The sequence below is a fragment of the Neptunomonas sp. XY-337 genome (genome assembly GCF_004959845.1).
Taxonomy (GTDB): domain Bacteria; phylum Pseudomonadota; class Gammaproteobacteria; order Pseudomonadales; family Balneatricaceae; genus Neptunomonas; species Neptunomonas marina.
In genome coordinates, this window is the sequence record NZ_SPLL01000002.1 from 155,947 (window position 1) to 172,769 (window position 16,823).

Annotated in this window: 16 protein-coding genes; 8 read left to right on the plus strand and 8 right to left on the minus strand. The window is 51.9% G+C overall.

Annotated elements, in window-relative coordinates; translation table 11 throughout:
• The first annotated feature begins 40 nt into the window (after positions 1-40).
• On the plus strand, positions 41-1,093 hold the full coding sequence (locus E4L36_RS04345) for a GlxA family transcriptional regulator (protein ID WP_127694228.1): 1,053 nt from the start codon (positions 41-43) through the stop codon (positions 1,091-1,093).
• Here the strand turns inward: E4L36_RS04345 and msrA are convergent.
• From msrA to gatC, 7 genes are all read right to left on the minus strand, one after another.
• Positions 1,090-1,563, minus strand: a complete 474-nt coding sequence (gene msrA / locus E4L36_RS04350; protein ID WP_136679389.1) for a peptide-methionine (S)-S-oxide reductase MsrA — start codon at positions 1,561-1,563, stop codon at positions 1,090-1,092. The two genes, E4L36_RS04345 and msrA, sit on opposite strands and share 4 nt — an antisense overlap.
• Before the next feature lie 16 nt (positions 1,564-1,579).
• Positions 1,580-2,104: a DNA-deoxyinosine glycosylase gene (locus E4L36_RS04355; protein ID WP_240770671.1), complete on the minus strand. Its 525-nt coding sequence runs from the start codon at positions 2,102-2,104 to the stop codon at positions 1,580-1,582.
• The gene (locus E4L36_RS04360) at positions 2,101-2,490 is read right to left on the minus strand and encodes a hypothetical protein (protein WP_136679390.1); all 390 of its coding nucleotides are present in this window, start codon (positions 2,488-2,490) and stop codon (positions 2,101-2,103) included. Before E4L36_RS04360 ends, E4L36_RS04355 begins: the two co-directional genes overlap by 4 nt.
• Complete coding sequence (locus E4L36_RS04365; protein ID WP_136679391.1) at positions 2,474-3,460, minus strand: ATP/GTP-binding protein; 987 nt, start codon at positions 3,458-3,460, stop codon at positions 2,474-2,476. Before E4L36_RS04365 ends, E4L36_RS04360 begins: the two co-directional genes overlap by 17 nt.
• Positions 3,461-3,690: 230 nt before the next feature.
• A complete protein-coding gene (gene gatB, locus E4L36_RS04370) occupies positions 3,691-5,184 on the minus strand; it encodes an Asp-tRNA(Asn)/Glu-tRNA(Gln) amidotransferase subunit GatB (RefSeq protein ID WP_276606061.1) in 1,494 nt (497 codons plus the stop codon).
• Positions 5,159-6,610 carry an Asp-tRNA(Asn)/Glu-tRNA(Gln) amidotransferase subunit GatA gene (gene gatA, locus E4L36_RS04375; RefSeq protein ID WP_127694222.1) on the minus strand — a complete coding sequence of 484 codons (1,452 nt, stop codon included), beginning with the start codon at positions 6,608-6,610 and terminating at the stop codon, positions 5,159-5,161. Before gatA ends, gatB begins: the two co-directional genes overlap by 26 nt.
• Before the next feature lie 34 nt (positions 6,611-6,644).
• Positions 6,645-6,932 (minus strand): Asp-tRNA(Asn)/Glu-tRNA(Gln) amidotransferase subunit GatC, encoded by a 288-nt coding sequence (gene gatC, locus E4L36_RS04380; protein WP_127694221.1) that lies wholly within the window; start codon positions 6,930-6,932, stop codon positions 6,645-6,647.
• A gap of 151 nt (positions 6,933-7,083) precedes the next feature.
• Here gatC and E4L36_RS04385 point away from each other — a divergent pair, with 151 nt between their 5' ends.
• From E4L36_RS04385 to E4L36_RS04415, 7 genes are read left to right on the plus strand one after another with little or no spacing between them, the layout of a single operon-like run.
• Positions 7,084-8,121: a rod shape-determining protein gene (locus E4L36_RS04385; RefSeq protein WP_127694220.1), complete on the plus strand. Its 1,038-nt coding sequence runs from the start codon at positions 7,084-7,086 to the stop codon at positions 8,119-8,121.
• Between the two features lie 56 nt (positions 8,122-8,177).
• On the plus strand, positions 8,178-9,032 hold the full coding sequence (mreC, locus tag E4L36_RS04390; RefSeq protein WP_136679393.1) for a rod shape-determining protein MreC: 855 nt from the start codon (positions 8,178-8,180) through the stop codon (positions 9,030-9,032).
• A complete protein-coding gene (gene mreD / locus E4L36_RS04395; RefSeq protein WP_127694218.1) occupies positions 9,029-9,514 on the plus strand; it encodes a rod shape-determining protein MreD in 486 nt (161 codons plus the stop codon). The genes mreC and mreD overlap by 4 nt, the downstream gene beginning before the upstream one ends.
• A gap of 16 nt (positions 9,515-9,530) precedes the next feature.
• The gene (locus tag E4L36_RS04400; RefSeq protein ID WP_276606059.1) at positions 9,531-10,103 is read left to right on the plus strand and encodes a Maf family protein; all 573 of its coding nucleotides are present in this window, start codon (positions 9,531-9,533) and stop codon (positions 10,101-10,103) included.
• Between the two features lie 38 nt (positions 10,104-10,141).
• On the plus strand, positions 10,142-11,614 hold the full coding sequence (gene rng / locus E4L36_RS04405; RefSeq protein ID WP_127694368.1) for a ribonuclease G: 1,473 nt from the start codon (positions 10,142-10,144) through the stop codon (positions 11,612-11,614).
• Between the two features lie 25 nt (positions 11,615-11,639).
• Positions 11,640-15,485: a YhdP family protein gene (locus tag E4L36_RS04410; RefSeq protein ID WP_136679395.1), complete on the plus strand. Its 3,846-nt coding sequence runs from the start codon at positions 11,640-11,642 to the stop codon at positions 15,483-15,485.
• Positions 15,482-16,306 carry a carbon-nitrogen hydrolase family protein gene (locus tag E4L36_RS04415; protein ID WP_240770672.1) on the plus strand — a complete coding sequence of 275 codons (825 nt, stop codon included), beginning with the start codon at positions 15,482-15,484 and terminating at the stop codon, positions 16,304-16,306. Before E4L36_RS04410 ends, E4L36_RS04415 begins: the two co-directional genes overlap by 4 nt.
• Here the strand turns inward: E4L36_RS04415 and yjgA are convergent.
• Entirely contained in the window at positions 16,299-16,823 is a 525-nt protein-coding gene (yjgA, locus tag E4L36_RS04420; RefSeq protein WP_136679396.1) for a ribosome biogenesis factor YjgA, read from the minus strand. The two genes, E4L36_RS04415 and yjgA, sit on opposite strands and share 8 nt — an antisense overlap.

Genomic DNA, 16,823 nt, shown 5'->3' on the forward strand with positions numbered 1-16,823 from the left:
GGTACAGCTGAGTATCCTTACGCACTAAATGTGCACCTAAATGAAACAATGTGAGGCTTTTGAGTTGGCAACGGGAAAACATGCCACGCAGGCCAGAAAACCAGCACCCAAAAGGTTCGGTTTTTTGCTGCTACCCAACTTTTCGCTGATAGCGTTCTCCTCCGCGGTAGAGTCACTGCGGATGGCAAACTGGATTACCGGTGAGGAGTTCTACGAGACGACGTTGATCAGTCATGACGGCGATGCTGTATCAAGCAGCTTTGGGATCAAAACGTTGGTGGATCATAGCTTGGGCGATCTACCTGAACTCGATGCGATCTTTGTCTGCGGTGCGAGCCCCATTGCGCGCACCGGAAACGAAGCGATCATCGGCTGGCTGCGCCGCCAAGGTAACGCGCGTATGGCGTTTGGTGGTATCGGAACAGGTTCATATTTGCTGGCGTGTGCGGGGTTACTGAATAATTTCCGCGCCACCATCCACTGGTGGGATTTGGCGAGCTTACGAGAAGAGTTTCCAAGCACTCAAGTCACCAATAACTTGTTTGAGATCGACGGTGATCGTTACACCTGTAGCGGTGGCACGGCCGCGATGGATATGATGCTGTTTCTTATCGGACAAGAACATGGCTTAGAGTTGGCCGCGTCGGTGTCTGAGCAATTTGTCTACGAGCGGATGCGCAGCTCGCAAGAGCAACAGCGGATACCCTTAAAAGCGCGTATCGGTGCGAACCAGCCGAAGCTGATCGAAGCGGTGACCTTGATGGAAGCTAACATCGAGGAGCCACTATCAACGGATGATCTCGCCCACCATGTTGGCGTGTCGCGGCGGCATTTAGAACGTCTTTTCAAGAAGCATCTGCAGACCGTACCTTCTAAATACTATCTTGATCTGCGGTTGGAGCATGCTAGGCAACTATTGCGCCAAAGCGATAAAACGGTTCTACAGATAGGCTTAGCCTGTGGTTTTTCGAGTGCCTCCTATTTTAGTACGGCTTATCGTAATCACTATGGTGTAACGCCGCGCGAAGAGCGCAAAAGAGAGGGGAGTGAGCAACCAAAAACAGGGCTTGGCCGCTCCTCATTACAGGGCTAAATACTGCAGCTGCCTAAGCCTCGTTTCGCCAAATATTGTTGGTGATACTCTTCGGCGCGCCAGAAGGTGGCGGCAGGCACCACCTGAGTTACGATCGGAGCGCTGAAAGCGCCTGATTGATCCATGTAGCTTTTACTTTGAGTCGCTTCTTGTTGTTGCGTCTCATCGTGATAAAAGATAGCCGAGCGGTATTGGGAGCCCACATCAGGCCCTTGTCGGTTCAGCGTTGTTGGGTCGTGCATGGCCCAAAACGCTGCGAGAAGTTGCTCGTAGCTGATCTTCTGCTCATCATATTGCACTTGAACAACCTCGGCGTGGCCGGTTTGGTCGGTGCAAACGGTTTTATAATCTGGTTTGTCTTGTTGGCCGCCCATGTAGCCAACCTCGGTTTCGATGACACCATCAAGCGCTGAGAATTTTGCTTCTATCCCCCAAAAGCAGCCTGCGGCGAAGGTAGCGACTTTATGCATAGTGTGACTCCTGCACTTAAAGATATTTCGCTATAACTTGCCATGCTTCTAGCTTCTCTGCAAAGGATAATGATGCATGTGCTGGGCTGGTGGAGGGCAGTGTGACCTGTTGAATTAGATCGCTCTTCGCCAGTGCTGGGAAGTGGCGCTTAAACAGCTTGCTCGCTGCTTGGCCATTAAAAGCAATCAGCTCAACGCCTAGGTGATTCGCTAGAAACGCCTCAATCGCATTGGGTACAACCGTTTGCTGGTCGATGCGGCTGTCTAGGCTGCCGGGGCGATGGCACTGATGCGCCACATCCCACAAGGCAACCTTGTGCTCTTTGAGAGCCGAGAGCCGGTCAGTGTAGTCGAGTTCGCTGGGCAGCCCCAATATCGCCTGCATAATCGGCCAAAAAGCGTTACGCGGGTGCGCGTAATATTGCACTTGCTTGAGTGAGGCTTGGCCGGGAATTGAACCTAGTACCAGTACCTTTGCGTCGTGCTTGGCGACATAAGGGAAACTCTCGGCCCAGTCCGTACTCACTACCGCTTTATTCACGAGTTTTTACGCTGAGCTACAACAGAATCGACAAACTTATTGAGCACGCGGCGTGCCGAGCGCAGTGTCTTTTGCGTTTTGAGCAGGTCACTACGTGAATCGGCAATGCTGATAAAAAGGGCGCGTTGATTGAGCCTTAGGCCAAAAACATAGTCGCTATTGACCTGCATATGGACTTCATCAAAGCTGGCGGTCTCTTCATCCTCAACGGTGACAATGTGCAGCTGCTCGCTGTCGGTGAGTAACTGCTCGCACGTTGTTTTACTTAGCTCTAATAATCGCTGTTGCTCCGCATTAAAGGTCGAAACAACGGGGCGTCCAGACATAACAATGGCGCTCATTTTAGCACCAGACATCCGCTCGAGCTTCTTAAGTAACTGAGACATGTTCACTCCATTGCATGATGTCGTCTGCTTGGTTGCGGACTTGGGTGACCGATAAGTTGGGCTTAGAAACTAGTCCAAGCCCTTGATCATGTTCCCGAAACAAGGAGACCGAGTCTTGATTGCTGCCGTGCAATGATAAGCTTTTGACCACCAGTTCGGTGTCATTAGCCTCGATCTGTTGAGCTGTGGTTTGCAGCCGGTCAAACAGCTGGTGGTAATCTGGGTTGCCGATGGTGGTACCGATCATTTTGCCTGCACTATCGAACTGGCTAGCGCCCAATACCCCATGCACATTCATGGCTGCATCTGTTGAGGAAATTTTAGGAACATCTTTGGTGCGCAGTAGCCACTCAAACTGAGCTGACCCGGGCTCTGGGTTACGCCGCTCGAACTCTTGCATAGCCACTTTATAAGAGACGTCACTCCAGTCCACATCATCGGCATCGTGGCGGATGGCAGAGGCGACGAGATCAAGTACATGCATGGATTTTCGTGCATCGATAAAGGTGACTGGGGCAAAGATACCCTTTTCTTTCATGCGATTGAGGTAGTCGGCTTCTGATGGTGAATCATCAAGGTCGGAGCGCGTTACCGCGATCACGAAATGGCGCTGAACGATGTAGTCCCAAAACTCGCTGAGATAAAAGTCGATATCCTTAAACGGGTAGTTCCGGGTATTGTCGACCAGCAAAATGAGTGCGTTAGCATCGGCAGCGAGGTCGGTCATCATTAAGTCCCACATGAACTTAAAGCGCTCTTGCCCCGGTGTCCCGTACATCTGTAATGTTGCTTTATCGTTTAGCTGGAGTCGGCCATAGTCCATGCCAACGGTTGTGGTGCGCTTGCGCTGAATGACTGCGTCGGAGACGTTAGCGTCAGTATCAACCACATCTATCTCGCTAAGTGAGCGGATAGCAGTCGTTTTACCTGAGCCTGGAGAGCCAACAAAAAGTACTTTGTAGTTTTTCATACCATATATTCCTAACCGCTATGGGAGCGATAAAACTACGCTGCGCTCTCTAGCGAGACACCTTGGGTGTTGTCTTGTATTTAACTTATTATCGACGCTAGGAGTTAAACCTACAGTTAACTGGCTGATGTTACTCACAATATAGTTGGTTTTTGTCGGTTTTTAATTACCTTTTTTACGGATGGACAAAAAAAGCCGGCGAGTTGCCGGCTTAGTACTAGCGTGCTCTGTTAATCACAGAGTGCATCGAGTTTCTGTTTCAGCAGGCCTTGTACTTGGCCGGGGTTGGCTTTACCGCCAGAAACCTTCATCACTTGCCCCATAAAGAAGCCGACCATTTTGCCGCGCTTCTCAATTGGTGCGGCCTTATACTGCTCTACTTGAGCGGTATTCGCCGCGATGACCTCTTCGACCATCTTCTCGATTGCGCCTGTGTCGGTCACTTGTTTGAGGCCTTTTGCCTCGATCACTTCATCCGCAGTGCCGCCGTCTGCCCACATGATTTCGAACACTTTCTTGGCGATGTTGCCAGAGATCGTGTTGTCTTTGATGCGTTTTAGCAGACCGCCTAAGTTTGCAGCAGAAACGGGACTTGCGGTGATATCGGTATCGTTTTGGTTGAGGTGTTTAGAAAGCTCACCCATCACCCAGTTCGCCGATAGCTTAGCGTCGCCAGATTGCTCAACGACAGTCTCAAAGTAGTCTGATAGGGACTTATAGTTTGATAGCACACCCGCGTCGTACTCAGACAAGCTATACGTTTCGACAAATCGAGCGCGGCGCGCATCTGGCATCTCAGGCAGGCTATCGCGAACTGCACCAATGTAATCATCGTCAATAACGATTGGCAGCAGATCTGGGCAAGGGAAGTAGCGGTAGTCGTTAGCTTCCTCTTTGCTGCGCATGGAGCGCGTCTCGTCTTTATCTGCGTCGTACAGGCGCGTTTCTTGAGTGATTGTGCCGCCATCTTCTAATAGATCGATTTGGCGCTCGATCTCACCTTTGATGGCTTTCTCGATGAAGCGGAAAGAGTTGATGTTCTTGGTTTCGGTGCGGTTACCGAACGCCTCTTCACCTTTGTAGCGCACGGATACGTTACAGTCACAGCGGAAGGAACCCTCTGCCATATTGCCATCGCAGATACCCAAGTTGGTTACGATCGAGTGGATCTTCTTCACATACGCAACCGCCTCTTCGGCTGAACGCATATCAGGTTCAGATACGATCTCTAAAAGTGGCGTGCCTGCACGGTTAAGGTCAATGCCGGTCATGTTGGCAAAGTCTTCGTGTAAAGATTTACCCGCATCCTCTTCTAGGTGAGCACGTGTTACACCAATACGCTTAGTTGAGCCGTCGCTAAGCTCAATATCAACGTGACCTTCGCCAACGATCGGGTAGAACAGCTGGCTCGTTTGGTAGCCCTTGGGCAGGTCAGGATAGAAATAGTTTTTGCGATCAAAAACCGATACTTTGCCGATGTGCGCATCGATGGCCGTACCAAACATGACGGCCATGCGCAGCGCGCTTTCGTTGAAGACCGGCAGTGTTCCCGGCAATGCAAGGTCAACGGCACATGCTTGCGTGTTTGGCTCGGCGCCAAACGCTGTGCTAGCGCCGGAGAATATTTTAGTGTTGGTTGCGAGCTGAGCGTGGATCTCAAGCCCGATAACAGCTTCCCATTCCATTTTATCGCTCCTCTCAAATGCCTTCTGGCTTGCGGGTATGCCAGTCAGTTGCCTGCTGGTACTTATGGGCTACGTTCAGTAGTTTCTCTTCAGCGAAGTAGTTACCAATGATCTGTAGACCAACGGGTAAACCGTTACTGAAACCGCATGGGATAGACATGCCTGGCAAGCCTGCAAGGTTCAGTGAAAGCGTGAAGATATCTTCCATATACATCTCGACAGGGTCGGATGTTTTTTCACCGAGTCGGAAGGCTGGGGACGGCGTAGTTGGCCCCATGATCACATCAACCTCCGAGAGGGCGCGTACGAAATCTTGCTGGATAAGACGGCGAATCTGCTGTGCCTTCTTGTAATACGCATCGTAAAAACCTTCAGAGAGTGCATAAGTGCCCACCATAATGCGGCGTTTGACTTCGGTTCCGAAGCCCTCACCACGGGTTCGCTTGTACATATCTTCGAGGTCTTTCGGCTCATCACAGCGATGGCCGTAACGCACGCCATCAAAGCGCGATAGGTTAGACGACGCTTCTGCTGGCGCAATGATGTAGTACGCTGGCACGGAGAGCGCTGTATTTGGCAGGCTGATCTCTTTGACGGTTGCTCCAAGCGCTTCATACTCTTTAACCGCGCCTTGGATCAGTGCTGCGATCTCTGGGTTCAGGCTATCGCTGAAGAACTCTTTTGGTAGGCCGATCTTCAAGCCGCTAAGCGGCTGCTCGAGGTTGGCCGTGTAGTCAGCGACGGGGTGGTCTGCGCTGGTTGAGTCCATCGGATCAACACCTGCCATCACATTTAACATCATCGCTGCATCTTGCGCAGTTTTTGCCATCGGCCCGCCTTGGTCGAGCGAGGAGGCGTACGCGATCATGCCAAAACGTGAGACGCGGCCGTAGGTAGGTTTCAAGCCGGTGAGATTGCAAAACGCTGATGGTTGACGGATAGAACCACCAGTATCTGTGCCTGTTGCTGCGGGTGCTAGGTCTGCTGCAACGGCCGCGGCCGAACCGCCAGACGAGCCACCGGGTACGTGGTCGGTATGCCAAGGGTTGCGAGCGGCGCCATAAAAGCTCGACTCATTTGAGGAGCCCATCGCGAACTCATCCATATTGGTTTTACCCAGCGAGACGCAGCCTGCGGCGTTAAACTTTTGAATCACCGTCGCATCATATGGCGAGATAAAGTTGTCCAGCATTTTTGAGCCGGCACTGGTGCGCACGCCTTGGGTACAGAAGATATCTTTGTGAGCAACAGGGATGCCGGTCATAGGGCCTGCATTTCCTGATTGGCGCGCAGTATCTGCCGCCGCTGCTTGCTCCAAGGCAAGTTCAGGTGTGACGGTGATGTAACTATTGTATTTGCTATCTTGGCTCTCGATACGATCCAGATAGGCTTGGGTCAGCTCTACACTGCTGAAGTCGCCCTGCTCGAGCCCTTGAGCCAGTTCGGCCAGAGTTTTATTGTGCATGATGTTGGTATCCTAAATCGGCAGGCAGTAACAATTATTCGATAACTTTCGGGACAAGGAAGAGACCGTTCTCTACCGCAGGTGCTGCGCTTTGCAATGCCTCGCGTTGGTTCTCTTCGGTCACGACATCAGCGCGCAAGCGCTGCACTGCATCAAGAGGATGGGCTAGCGGTGAAACATCCGTTGTGTCCACCGACTGCATCTGATCAACCAGATCAAGGATGTTCGACAGGTTGTCCGCATAGGCTTGAACGTCGCTCTCCTCAATCTGCAATCTTGCAAGATGGGCGATTTTTTCTACATCGGTTCTATTTAGAGCCATAGGTGTTCCATTGACTTATATCTGAGTAAGTTGCGCGTAAAGGCGTAAGTTACCATATTTGTTTCTTGCCCTAAAACCCTGCCATTGTTAGAGTTACGTGTTTTTAAAATATATCAGCTATACCTGTAACTCTTTAAGGTTTCCATTCAGCATGTTTAAGAAAATCAGAGGTCTTTTTTCCAGCGACCTTTCTATCGATCTGGGTACAGCAAATACGCTGATTTTTGTTCGCGACAAAGACATTGTGTTAGATGAGCCATCGGTGGTCGCGATTCGCCAAACAGGTAATCAAAAGTCGGTTGCAGCCGTTGGTGCAGATGCGAAACGCATGCTGGGTAGAACACCAGGCAATATTACGGCTATTCGTCCTATGAAAGACGGCGTTATCGCCGACTTCCACGTTACGGAAAAGATGCTGCAGTACTTTATCAGCAAAGTGCACGATAACAGCTTCCTATCACCTAGCCCGCGTGTATTGGTATGCGTTCCTTGTAAATCGACACAGGTTGAGCGCCGCGCGATTAAAGAGTCTGCGCTAGGTGCAGGTGCCCGCGAGGTTTATCTCATTGAAGAACCCATGGCTGCAGCTATTGGTGCTGGACTGCCGGTTGAAGAGGCCAGTGGTTCGATGGTGGTCGATATCGGCGGTGGTACAACTGAAATCGCGGTTATCTCTCTAAACGGCATTGTCTACGCTGAATCTGTTCGTATCGGTGGCGACCGCTTTGATGAAGCGATTGTGACCTACGTGCGCCGTAACTATGGCAGCTTGATTGGCGAAGCAACGGCAGAGCGCATCAAACAAGAGATTGGCGCAGCTTACCCAAGCAGCGAAGTGTTAGAGATCGATGTGCGCGGACGTAATTTAGCCGAAGGCATTCCACGTAGCTTTACACTCAACAGCAACGAAATTTTGGAAGCGCTGCAAGAGCCGCTGTCAGCGATCGTGCAGGCGGTAAAAAGCGCGCTGGAACAGTGCCCACCAGAGCTGGCGTCTGATATTGCTGAGCGCGGTATCGTATTGACAGGTGGTGGTTCAATGCTGCGTGACATTGATCGTCTCATCAGCGAAGAGACAGGCTTACCTGTGATTCTGGCTGAAGATCCGCTGACTTGCGTGGCACGAGGCGGTGGCCGTGCGCTGGAGTTGTTAGACAAGCATGCTTTCGAGTTGCTCACGTCTGAGTAATTCGGTGAGGTGTGCATGCGGACAACGATGCTAAACATTCAGAAGGAGGCTTCTGAATGAGTCCAATTTTTAAAGGCGGGATTCCCCGCCTTTTCTTCCTTTTTCTTGTCGTTCTTGCTTTTGTTTTTATCCTAGGCGACCTCAATCAGTCAAAAACACGCGATGTGCGCAATGTCTTGGCGCTGGTATTAACGCCAGTGCAGTGGCTAGTGGATCTACCGACACGCGTAGCAGATGACTTATCAGATGTACTGGTGAGCAAGCGTGCTCTGGTGAAAGAGAATGCGATGCTGCGCTCCGATGTGGTTGTGCTCGATGAGCGAGTGCAGCAGATGGATGCGTTGATATCAGAGAACAAACGCTTGCGTGCGCTATTAAATGCGAAGAATCGCGTTGAAAATGAAGTGCACTTAGCTGAGTTGATTGGTGTAAATCCCGATCCATTCCAGCACCAAATTATTCTCGGGAAGGGTGAGGAAGAGGGCGCTTTTCTCGGTCAACCCGTACTGGATGCGGGTGGTGTATTAGGGCAGGTGATTGATGTCGCACCCTATACATCGCGAGTGATGCTAATTACCGATGCGCGCCATGCCCTGCCTGTTGAGGTAAACCGCAACGGCCTTCGTACCATCGCCATTGGTAAAGGTAAGCTGGGCGAACTTGAGCTTGAACATGTGCCGGATACTGCAGATATCCAAGAGGGGGATCTGCTTGTGACCTCTGGCCTTGGCGGGCGCTTCCCGCATGGCTATCCGGTGGCTCGGGTAGCGAGTGTGGTGCGTGACCCTGGTAAACCCTTTTCGGTTGTGAAGGCAACCCCAACTGCGCGTTTGGATAAGAGCCGTTACCTGCTGATGGTTGAGCCAACTGAGCCCAATATCCCGACGCCATCTGAGGCAGCCGCACAATGAGTGAGCGCCGCTCCGGTATTTTAATCGTCGTAGGCACCCTGATTGTTGGGTTCTTGCTCAGTCAGTTCCCGTTACCTGATTCTCTTGCTTGGTGGCGCCCTGAGTGGGTGGCTATGATTGTTATCTACTGGGTAATGGCGTTACCTCATCGCTTTGGGATTGGCATGGCATGGCTGGCAGGCCTTGCACTTGATGTTCTCAAAGGGAGCTTACTCGGTATGAATGCGCTAGCGCTGACGATAGTGGCGTTTATCACGTTGATTTTACACAAGCGCCTGCGCATGTTTCCGATTTGGCAGCAAGCTATGATGGTGCTTGTTTTGGTGGGGATCAACCAGTTGGTGTTTCGCTGGATTCAGTCGTTTTCAGGCGAGTCGGGGCAAGGGTTGGTGATTCTCCTACCTGCGGTAATGAGTGCGCTGATCTGGCCGTGGGTCTTTGTTGTCTTGCGCGGAATTCGGCGCGCTTTGCATGTATCCTGATTGTTAGGAGGTCATCGTGACACTTGTTTTAGCATCAGCGTCGCCGCGCCGACGTGAGTTGCTTGCTCAGATTGGTGTGCCGTTTAGTGTCGCGCCAGTGGATATTGATGAAACGCCATTGGCCGATGAATCTGCGCGCGACTACGTACTTCGTCTGGCGCAAGAGAAAGCGCTAGCGGGCTTTCAGTGTACGGAAGGCCAGCCCGTGTTAGGCTCGGATACAACGGTGACGGTGGATGGGCAGATTCTTGGCAAGCCACTTGATCGTGCGGATGCAATTTCCATGCTGCAGCGTCTCTCGGGGCGAACGCACCAAGTGATGACGGCAATTGCGCTAGCCACGGTTAACGGTGTTTATGCTCGTGTGGTGACAACACAGGTGACATTTCGTGTGCTTTCAATGGAAGAGTGCGAGCGCTACTGGGATACCGAGGAGCCATGCGACAAGGCCGGTGGATATGGCATACAGGGGCTAGGTGCTGTTTTCGTAACGAACATCCAAGGCAGTTATACTGGAGTTGTCGGCTTACCGCTGTGTGAGACGGCTGAACTCTTAACGCGGGCCGGACTCCAAGTTTGGCAGAAATAGAAGCTTTTTCTACATAGGACAGAGTTGTGGCAGCAAGTATTGGCGAAGAGATCTTAATCAATTTTACTCCGATGGAAACCCGCGTTGCTGTCATCGAAAATGGGATGCCGCAGGAGATCTATGTCGAGCGAACGGCGCGACGCGGTATCGTGGGCAATATCTACAAAGGTAAGGTGGTGCGGGTGTTACCCGGAATGCAAGCAGCCTTCGTTGAAATTGGCCTAGAGCGCGCTGCCTTCATTCATGTGGAAGATGTTGTTGCTCAAGGTGAGTTGCCAGAAGACAAAAGTAGCTTATCGATCTCACATGTCTTGAAAGAGGGGCAGTCGCTGGTGGTTCAGGTCACGAAAGACCCTATCGGCACGAAAGGCGCGCGTCTCACTACACACCTTTCTATACCCTCCCGTTATCTGGTTTACATGCCGGGCAGCAGTCATGTTGGCGTATCGCAACGTATTGAAGACCCAGAAGAGCGTGACCGTTTGCGTTCAATCCTTCAAGCAAGTATTGCTAGCGAGGAGGAAGGGCAGGAGCCTGCAGGTTTTATCTTGCGCACAGTTGCTGAAGGCGCCTCTGAGAACGAGCTGATCGCGGATGTTAAGTTCCTCAAACGCCTGTGGCAGGCGGTGCAGGAGAAGACCAAGAAAGCGAAGGTGCCCTCGGCGGTATACGAAGATCTGCCGCTCAACATGCGTGCGCTGCGCGATATGACTCAAGCGGGTATTGAGCGTGTGCGAATTGACTCCCGCGAAACCTTTCAAAAAGCCCAAGAGTTCTCACAAGCCCTCGTCCCTGAAATAGCGGATCGCCTTGAGTATTATCCCGGGGAGCGGCCTATTTTTGATCTCTATAACGTTGAAGATGAGATGCAAAAGGCGCTTGGCCGTAAAGTGGATCTCAAGTCAGGCGGTTATCTGATCTTTGACCAAACAGAGGCGATGACTACGGTCGATGTGAATACGGGCGCTTTTGTGGGGCATCGCAACCTCGAAGAGACGATCTTTAAAACCAACCTTGAAGCGGCAACTGCGATTGGTCGGCAGCTACGTCTGAGAAACCTTGGCGGCATCATTATCATCGACTTCATCGATATGGAGCTTGAAGAGCATCAGCGTCAAGTGTTGCGTACGCTAGAGCGAGTGCTCGAGAAAGACCATGCGAAGTGTAAAGTGACGGGGGTTTCTGATCTCGGCCTTGTTGAAATGACACGCAAGCGCACGCGTGAGAGCTTGGAACATATTCTCTGTGAACCCTGTAGCCAATGTCAGGGCCGTGGCACGATTAAAACGCCGGAAACCGTGTGTTATGAAATCTTCCGTGAAATCTTACGCCAACATCGTGCTTACGACACAGATACCTATCTCGTGCTTGCCGCGGCACCTGTCGTTGACTATTTGCTCGACGATGCGTCGGATCATGTGGCGGAGCTAGAGTCCTTTATTAAGAAGACCATTCGTTTTCAGGTGGAAGCGATGTACAGCCCAGAGCAGTTTGATGTGGTATTGCGCTAGGCGCGAACAATAGAGATGTAAGGCGATGGTGAAACGCTCGTTCAAGTGGCTAACGTGGCTGCTTATTTTTATCGGCTTCGCGTTGGCCTTACTCGTATTGGCTGTGCGATTGGCCTTGCCGCAGCTGCATCAGTATACCGGGCAGATCTCTGCGCAGTTAAGCCAGCATTTGGGCACTCAAATTACCATTGAAGAGGTGAATGGTTCTTGGAATGGGCCTTATCCGCAAATCTACGCGACGGCGATCGACAGCAGGGGGGATGCCCATCATATCGAGATTGAGCGCGTTGAGGTGGAGCTTGATTGGTTAAAAACCATCACCGAGCTTGCACCGGTATTTCGCTATATCAACGTGGGTCAGGTTGACGTTGAGCTGATTGAAAGCGTAGATGGTTGGTTGCCGGGAGATCAGCAGCGCAGCCGTGATACAGGCAGTTCTGGTATCAACGACCTGTTAGCCGTTTTGTCTCATCAGGCGAGTATATCGATTCCCGCCATCGAACTCACCTTGAAGCGCGATCAAGACGCGCCTTTGCGCATCGCACCCATTGAACTTGAACTCAATAATGCGCCAAATCTCCATCAGGCGGTGGCACGCTTTACTCTGCCTCTTGAGGGGGCTGACTCAAATGTTGAGCTCGTACTCGAGAGCACTGAGCTGGGCGATAATCCGCTTGCAGCGAACTACACTTTCTACGCGAAGGTTGATGATCTTGGCCCCGAATTATTGTCTTTAAACCTGATTGAGTTGCCTTTCTCTATCGCACAGCTTGATGCCGGTGCTGAGCTGTGGGCAGGCTGGCAAAGTGGCCGCTTAAGTGGGCTGCAGGGGCGCTTGCATATCGACACTTTGAGCTTCAACGATCCCGGACTTGAAGCGATTGATCATGCTGTCGCTGACTTTGCGGTAGCTGAAACGTCTGATCACGCTTATCAACTGACCCTTGGCCAGTTTGTGATCAAGGGTTCAGGTCGTACGATGAGGCTAGGTCCTGCGGTGGCGCAGGCTGCTTGGAAAGAAGGAAGCTTGATCCCACAGTCGTTGGGTGTCAGTGCTATCGATCTGGCAGAGGTCACCCGTTGGTTCCAAGGTAAAGTGTATTTAGATGAATCCTTGGCGGATGCACTGGATAAGCTCAAGCCGCAAGGTGTACTGAAGCACCTTGCTCTGAATTGGCACTCTGCCGATTGGGCTGACTTTACTGGAGTAGGCGACCTGTCTGGTGTCAGCGTTGGTGATTACTATGGCGCACCTGCGCTGAGTAACATTAATGGCCGACTGCGGTTTACGGCCCGTGATGGAGCCATTGACCTGCGTGCTGAGAAATTTGGCTTGGATTTTCCGGAGCTATTCTCAACCGGGTGGCAGTATGAGAAGGCGTCGGGCAAAGTCTTCTGGAAAATCTCTGACAAAGAGGGGCATTCGCGTCCTCTGGTTGAGGTGGGAAGCACCCTGATTAACCTCTCCAACCCAAAAATATCAGCAGCTGGACGATTTGGGATGTATCTGCCGTTGGATCGGCAGCATCAAGCGGAGTTGACCCTGCTGATTGCGATCAAGAATGCCGATGGGCGGCTTGCAGCGGACTATGTACCCGGCAGTGAGGTAGGTGAAGAGCTGCACGCTTGGATAGAGGCTGCGGTGCAGGGCGGCCATGTTAACAATGGTATGTTGCTACTGCATACGGGTACGCGCTCGTTGCCGGATCGCCAACCCCCGACGGTACAGCTTTATCTTGATGTTGAGCAGGCTAAGGTTCGCTTTCAACCCGATTGGCCGATGCTTGAGAACACTGACTTTGCGCTCTCGTTGGTGGATCAAGCCTTGCAAATTAAAGCCGATGGTGGTCAGTTGTTGAACACCGTTGCCAGTTCTATTGATGTGTCATTACCCGCAGGTTCTGAGCAGCTTCAAGTGGGTATTGCGGCCAGCGGTCAGGCTGCGGATATACAGGCAGTGCTGACCTCGACCTCCTTACGCGAGGAGGTTGGCGATGGCTTAGACAGTTGGGCGCTATCAGGTCAGCATCGCACGACAGTTGGGTTGCGTTTGCCGTTGGGCTCTACCGGAAAACCTGATGTTACAGTGGCGGCGCGTTTAGCGAATGCAACATTTGCACAGACTGATGGCGACCTTGCTTTGGAGAAGCTGGCGGGCCGAATCGACTATAGCAGTCAATCTGGACTCAAAAGTAGTGCATTGAAGGGGCATATGTGGGGACAAGATACCTCGGTTTCCATTGAAACCGTGCCCCGTAGTGGTGACTCGCCGGAGCTAACCCGTGTAACGCTGGATGGTATCGTCACAGCAAGTTCGCTGCGTCAGTGGATAGGGTTGACGCTGCTGGATCAGCTTTCCGGTGCAGCCAGTGCCTCAGCGCGCCTTGATCTGTGCGAAGGTTCGCCTTACTGCAATAAGCTGGTGGTGTCGTCCCAACTGCGTGGCCTGGGGATCGATGCTCCAGCCCCCATCGGAAAAACTGCCTCTGAGCCGATGTACTTTCAATTGATCGGCAATGTTGGGCAGCCAATAACGAGTTGGCGCTACAACCTTAACCACCAATTGCGTGGTGTCACGATTCTCGAACCCGATAATGAGCGTACGCAGATTTTGCTCGGTGGTGAGCGGCCAATTGAGCCGCGTGGCCAAGGTGTTTGGGTTGCGGGGCGTGTTGATACCTTGGATGTTGCAGCAATTCAGCCCTACATTAACTCGCAAGAGAGCGCTACTCAGGCGCAGGGCGATGATGTTGAGCTACGGCAGGTCAGCCTACAAGTGGGCGAGTTACATGTAGGTGCGAGCCGTTTCAAAGGGGTGCAACTTGATTATGATGCCCAGCGTAAGGCCTTAGCCATCGATAGTGTGTCTATCAAGGGCCGCGTATTACAGGACAAATCTGGTGGGCTAGATGTTGCGCTTGAGCGACTATCTCTTCCGGAAAGTGTTGCTGCTGATGTCTCTAAAGACAAGCCAACCGAATCGCAGCCACTAATAGAGACTCAGAGCCTGCCGCCGACTCAGGTTAGTATCGCATCGCTTTCTGTGGGTAAGTGGCAGTTAGGGCATTGGCGTTTTAGCTTAAAACCGCTTGGGCGCTATGGTTTGGAGATGAGCGCGTTAGAAGCAAAAGTGGGTGATTTTTCGTTAACCGGCAAAGGTGGTTGGGCTGAAAACAGCGGCAGGATTACTAGCCACTTTAACGCGAGTTTAGTGGGTAGTGACCTAGGTGATCTGCTAACCCGCTTCGGGTATACCGGGGTGTTAGAGGCGAAACAGAGCGAAGTGACCAACGATTTCCGTTGGCAAGGTTATCCATGGGAATACGAGATGGGGCGCTTGAATGGCAGCTTCATGATGCGACTTAAAGATGGCCGTATTGTGGAAACCGGTGAAACGAGCAACATCTTACGTCTGTTTGGCATCTTGAATTTAAATACGGTGGTGCGTCGTTTACAGCTGAACTTTAGCGACTTAGTAGAGAAAGGCGTTGCCTTTGATCGTGTCTACGCCCGCTATGGCCTTGATAATGGTATCGCTACAACGCTTGAGCCTGTCACATTGGATGGCCCCTCGGCGGATGTTGAGGTGAATGGTGAAATTAACCTTGCCAACAAGACTATCGATAGCCAGATGCAAGTGATGCTGCCATTAACTGGCAATATCCCTATCGCTGCTGTGCTGTTGGGGGCTCCACAAATTGCCGGAGCTGCTTTTATTCTCGATAAACTTATTGGGGATAAGTTGGAGAAAGTTACGACGTTGCAGTATCGGGCGCAAGGCAGCTGGGATGACCCTGCGATTGAAGCCTTGGCTGCAGATCAGAACCGTGTTCCCCGTGATAGTGATAGTGCATTAGGGGGCGGGCAGTGAAACGTGATGTGATGGCCGCTGCCATACAGATGGTTTCGGGGCCGAGTGTCAAAGCTAACCTTGCTCAAGCGGAACAGCTGATCGCTCAAGCGGCATCTGCAGGTGCTGATCTGGTGGTTTTGCCAGAGAATTTTGCCCTTTTCGATAGCCAAGGACTACTGAGCTTGGCACAGTCCGAGGCGACTCATCACCAAATATATTACTGGCTCTCCGAGCAAGCGGCGACTCACAACGTGTGTCTGGTGGGCGGCAGTACACCGGTATTGTCATCGGATCCTCAGCGTGTTTTATCACGGCAGTGGGTGTTCTCTGCCGCTGGAGAGCTCTTACAGCATTATGATAAACGTCATCTATTTGATGCCAACATTGATGATGCACAGTCCGGATACCGGGAGTCTGATTTTATTGCGCCCGGCGATGACGTAGCTGTTGCAAAGGATGTTGCGTGTATCGGTCTTTCGATCTGCTATGACGTGCGCTTTAGTGAGCATTATCATCGATTGCGTCGCGCAGGCGCTGAGGTGCTGGTGGTGCCCTCGGCATTTACTCAAGTGACAACACGAGCTCACTGGGAAGTACTGTTGCGCGCTAGGGCGGTGGAAACACAGTGCTTCGTTATTGGCGCAAATCAAGGTGGGCAACACAGTGAGACGCGTGTAACTGGCGGCCACTCTATGATCGTGGACCCATGGGGTGAAGTGTTAGCGTGTTGTAGCGAGCAAGGGGAAGAGGTGGTTGTGGCTCGTTTAAGCGCGCAACGTCTGACCGAAGTAAGAGAGCGAATGCCGGTGCTGGCGCACCGGCGCGATGCGTTTATTTAGACTCTTCTAGCTCTCGCAAGTACTTGAACAGTTTTTTAGCTGTTGCGGGTGGCTTGTTCTGGCTCGCTTCTCTTTGTGAATTGCGCACTAATTGGCGTAGGTGCTGAATATCGGTATGTGGATACTCGGTTAAGATCACGTCCATCATCTGGGCTTCGTTGGCGATCAGACGGTCGCGCCACTTTTCAAGTTTATGAAAAACTTGGTTGTGTTCCTTTTTCGTCACGTCGAAGCGGTCGATTGCTGCTTGTACTGCTTCGCCATCTTCATGGCGCATAAGCTTGCCGATGTACTGCATCTGGCGGCGCAGCGCACTGCGGGCAGTTAAGCGCTTGGCTTCATCAATCGCTGCACGCAGAGAATCGTCGATGGGGAGCTTGTCGAGCTGGTCTGGGCGTAGTTCTACCATGCGCTCTCCCAGCTTCTGTAGTGCCTCTACATCGCGCTTGCGCTGCGAGCGGCTGACCCAGTTCTCGTCCTCGTCGTGGTCATGATTGTCAAAAAGATTATCGTTCAT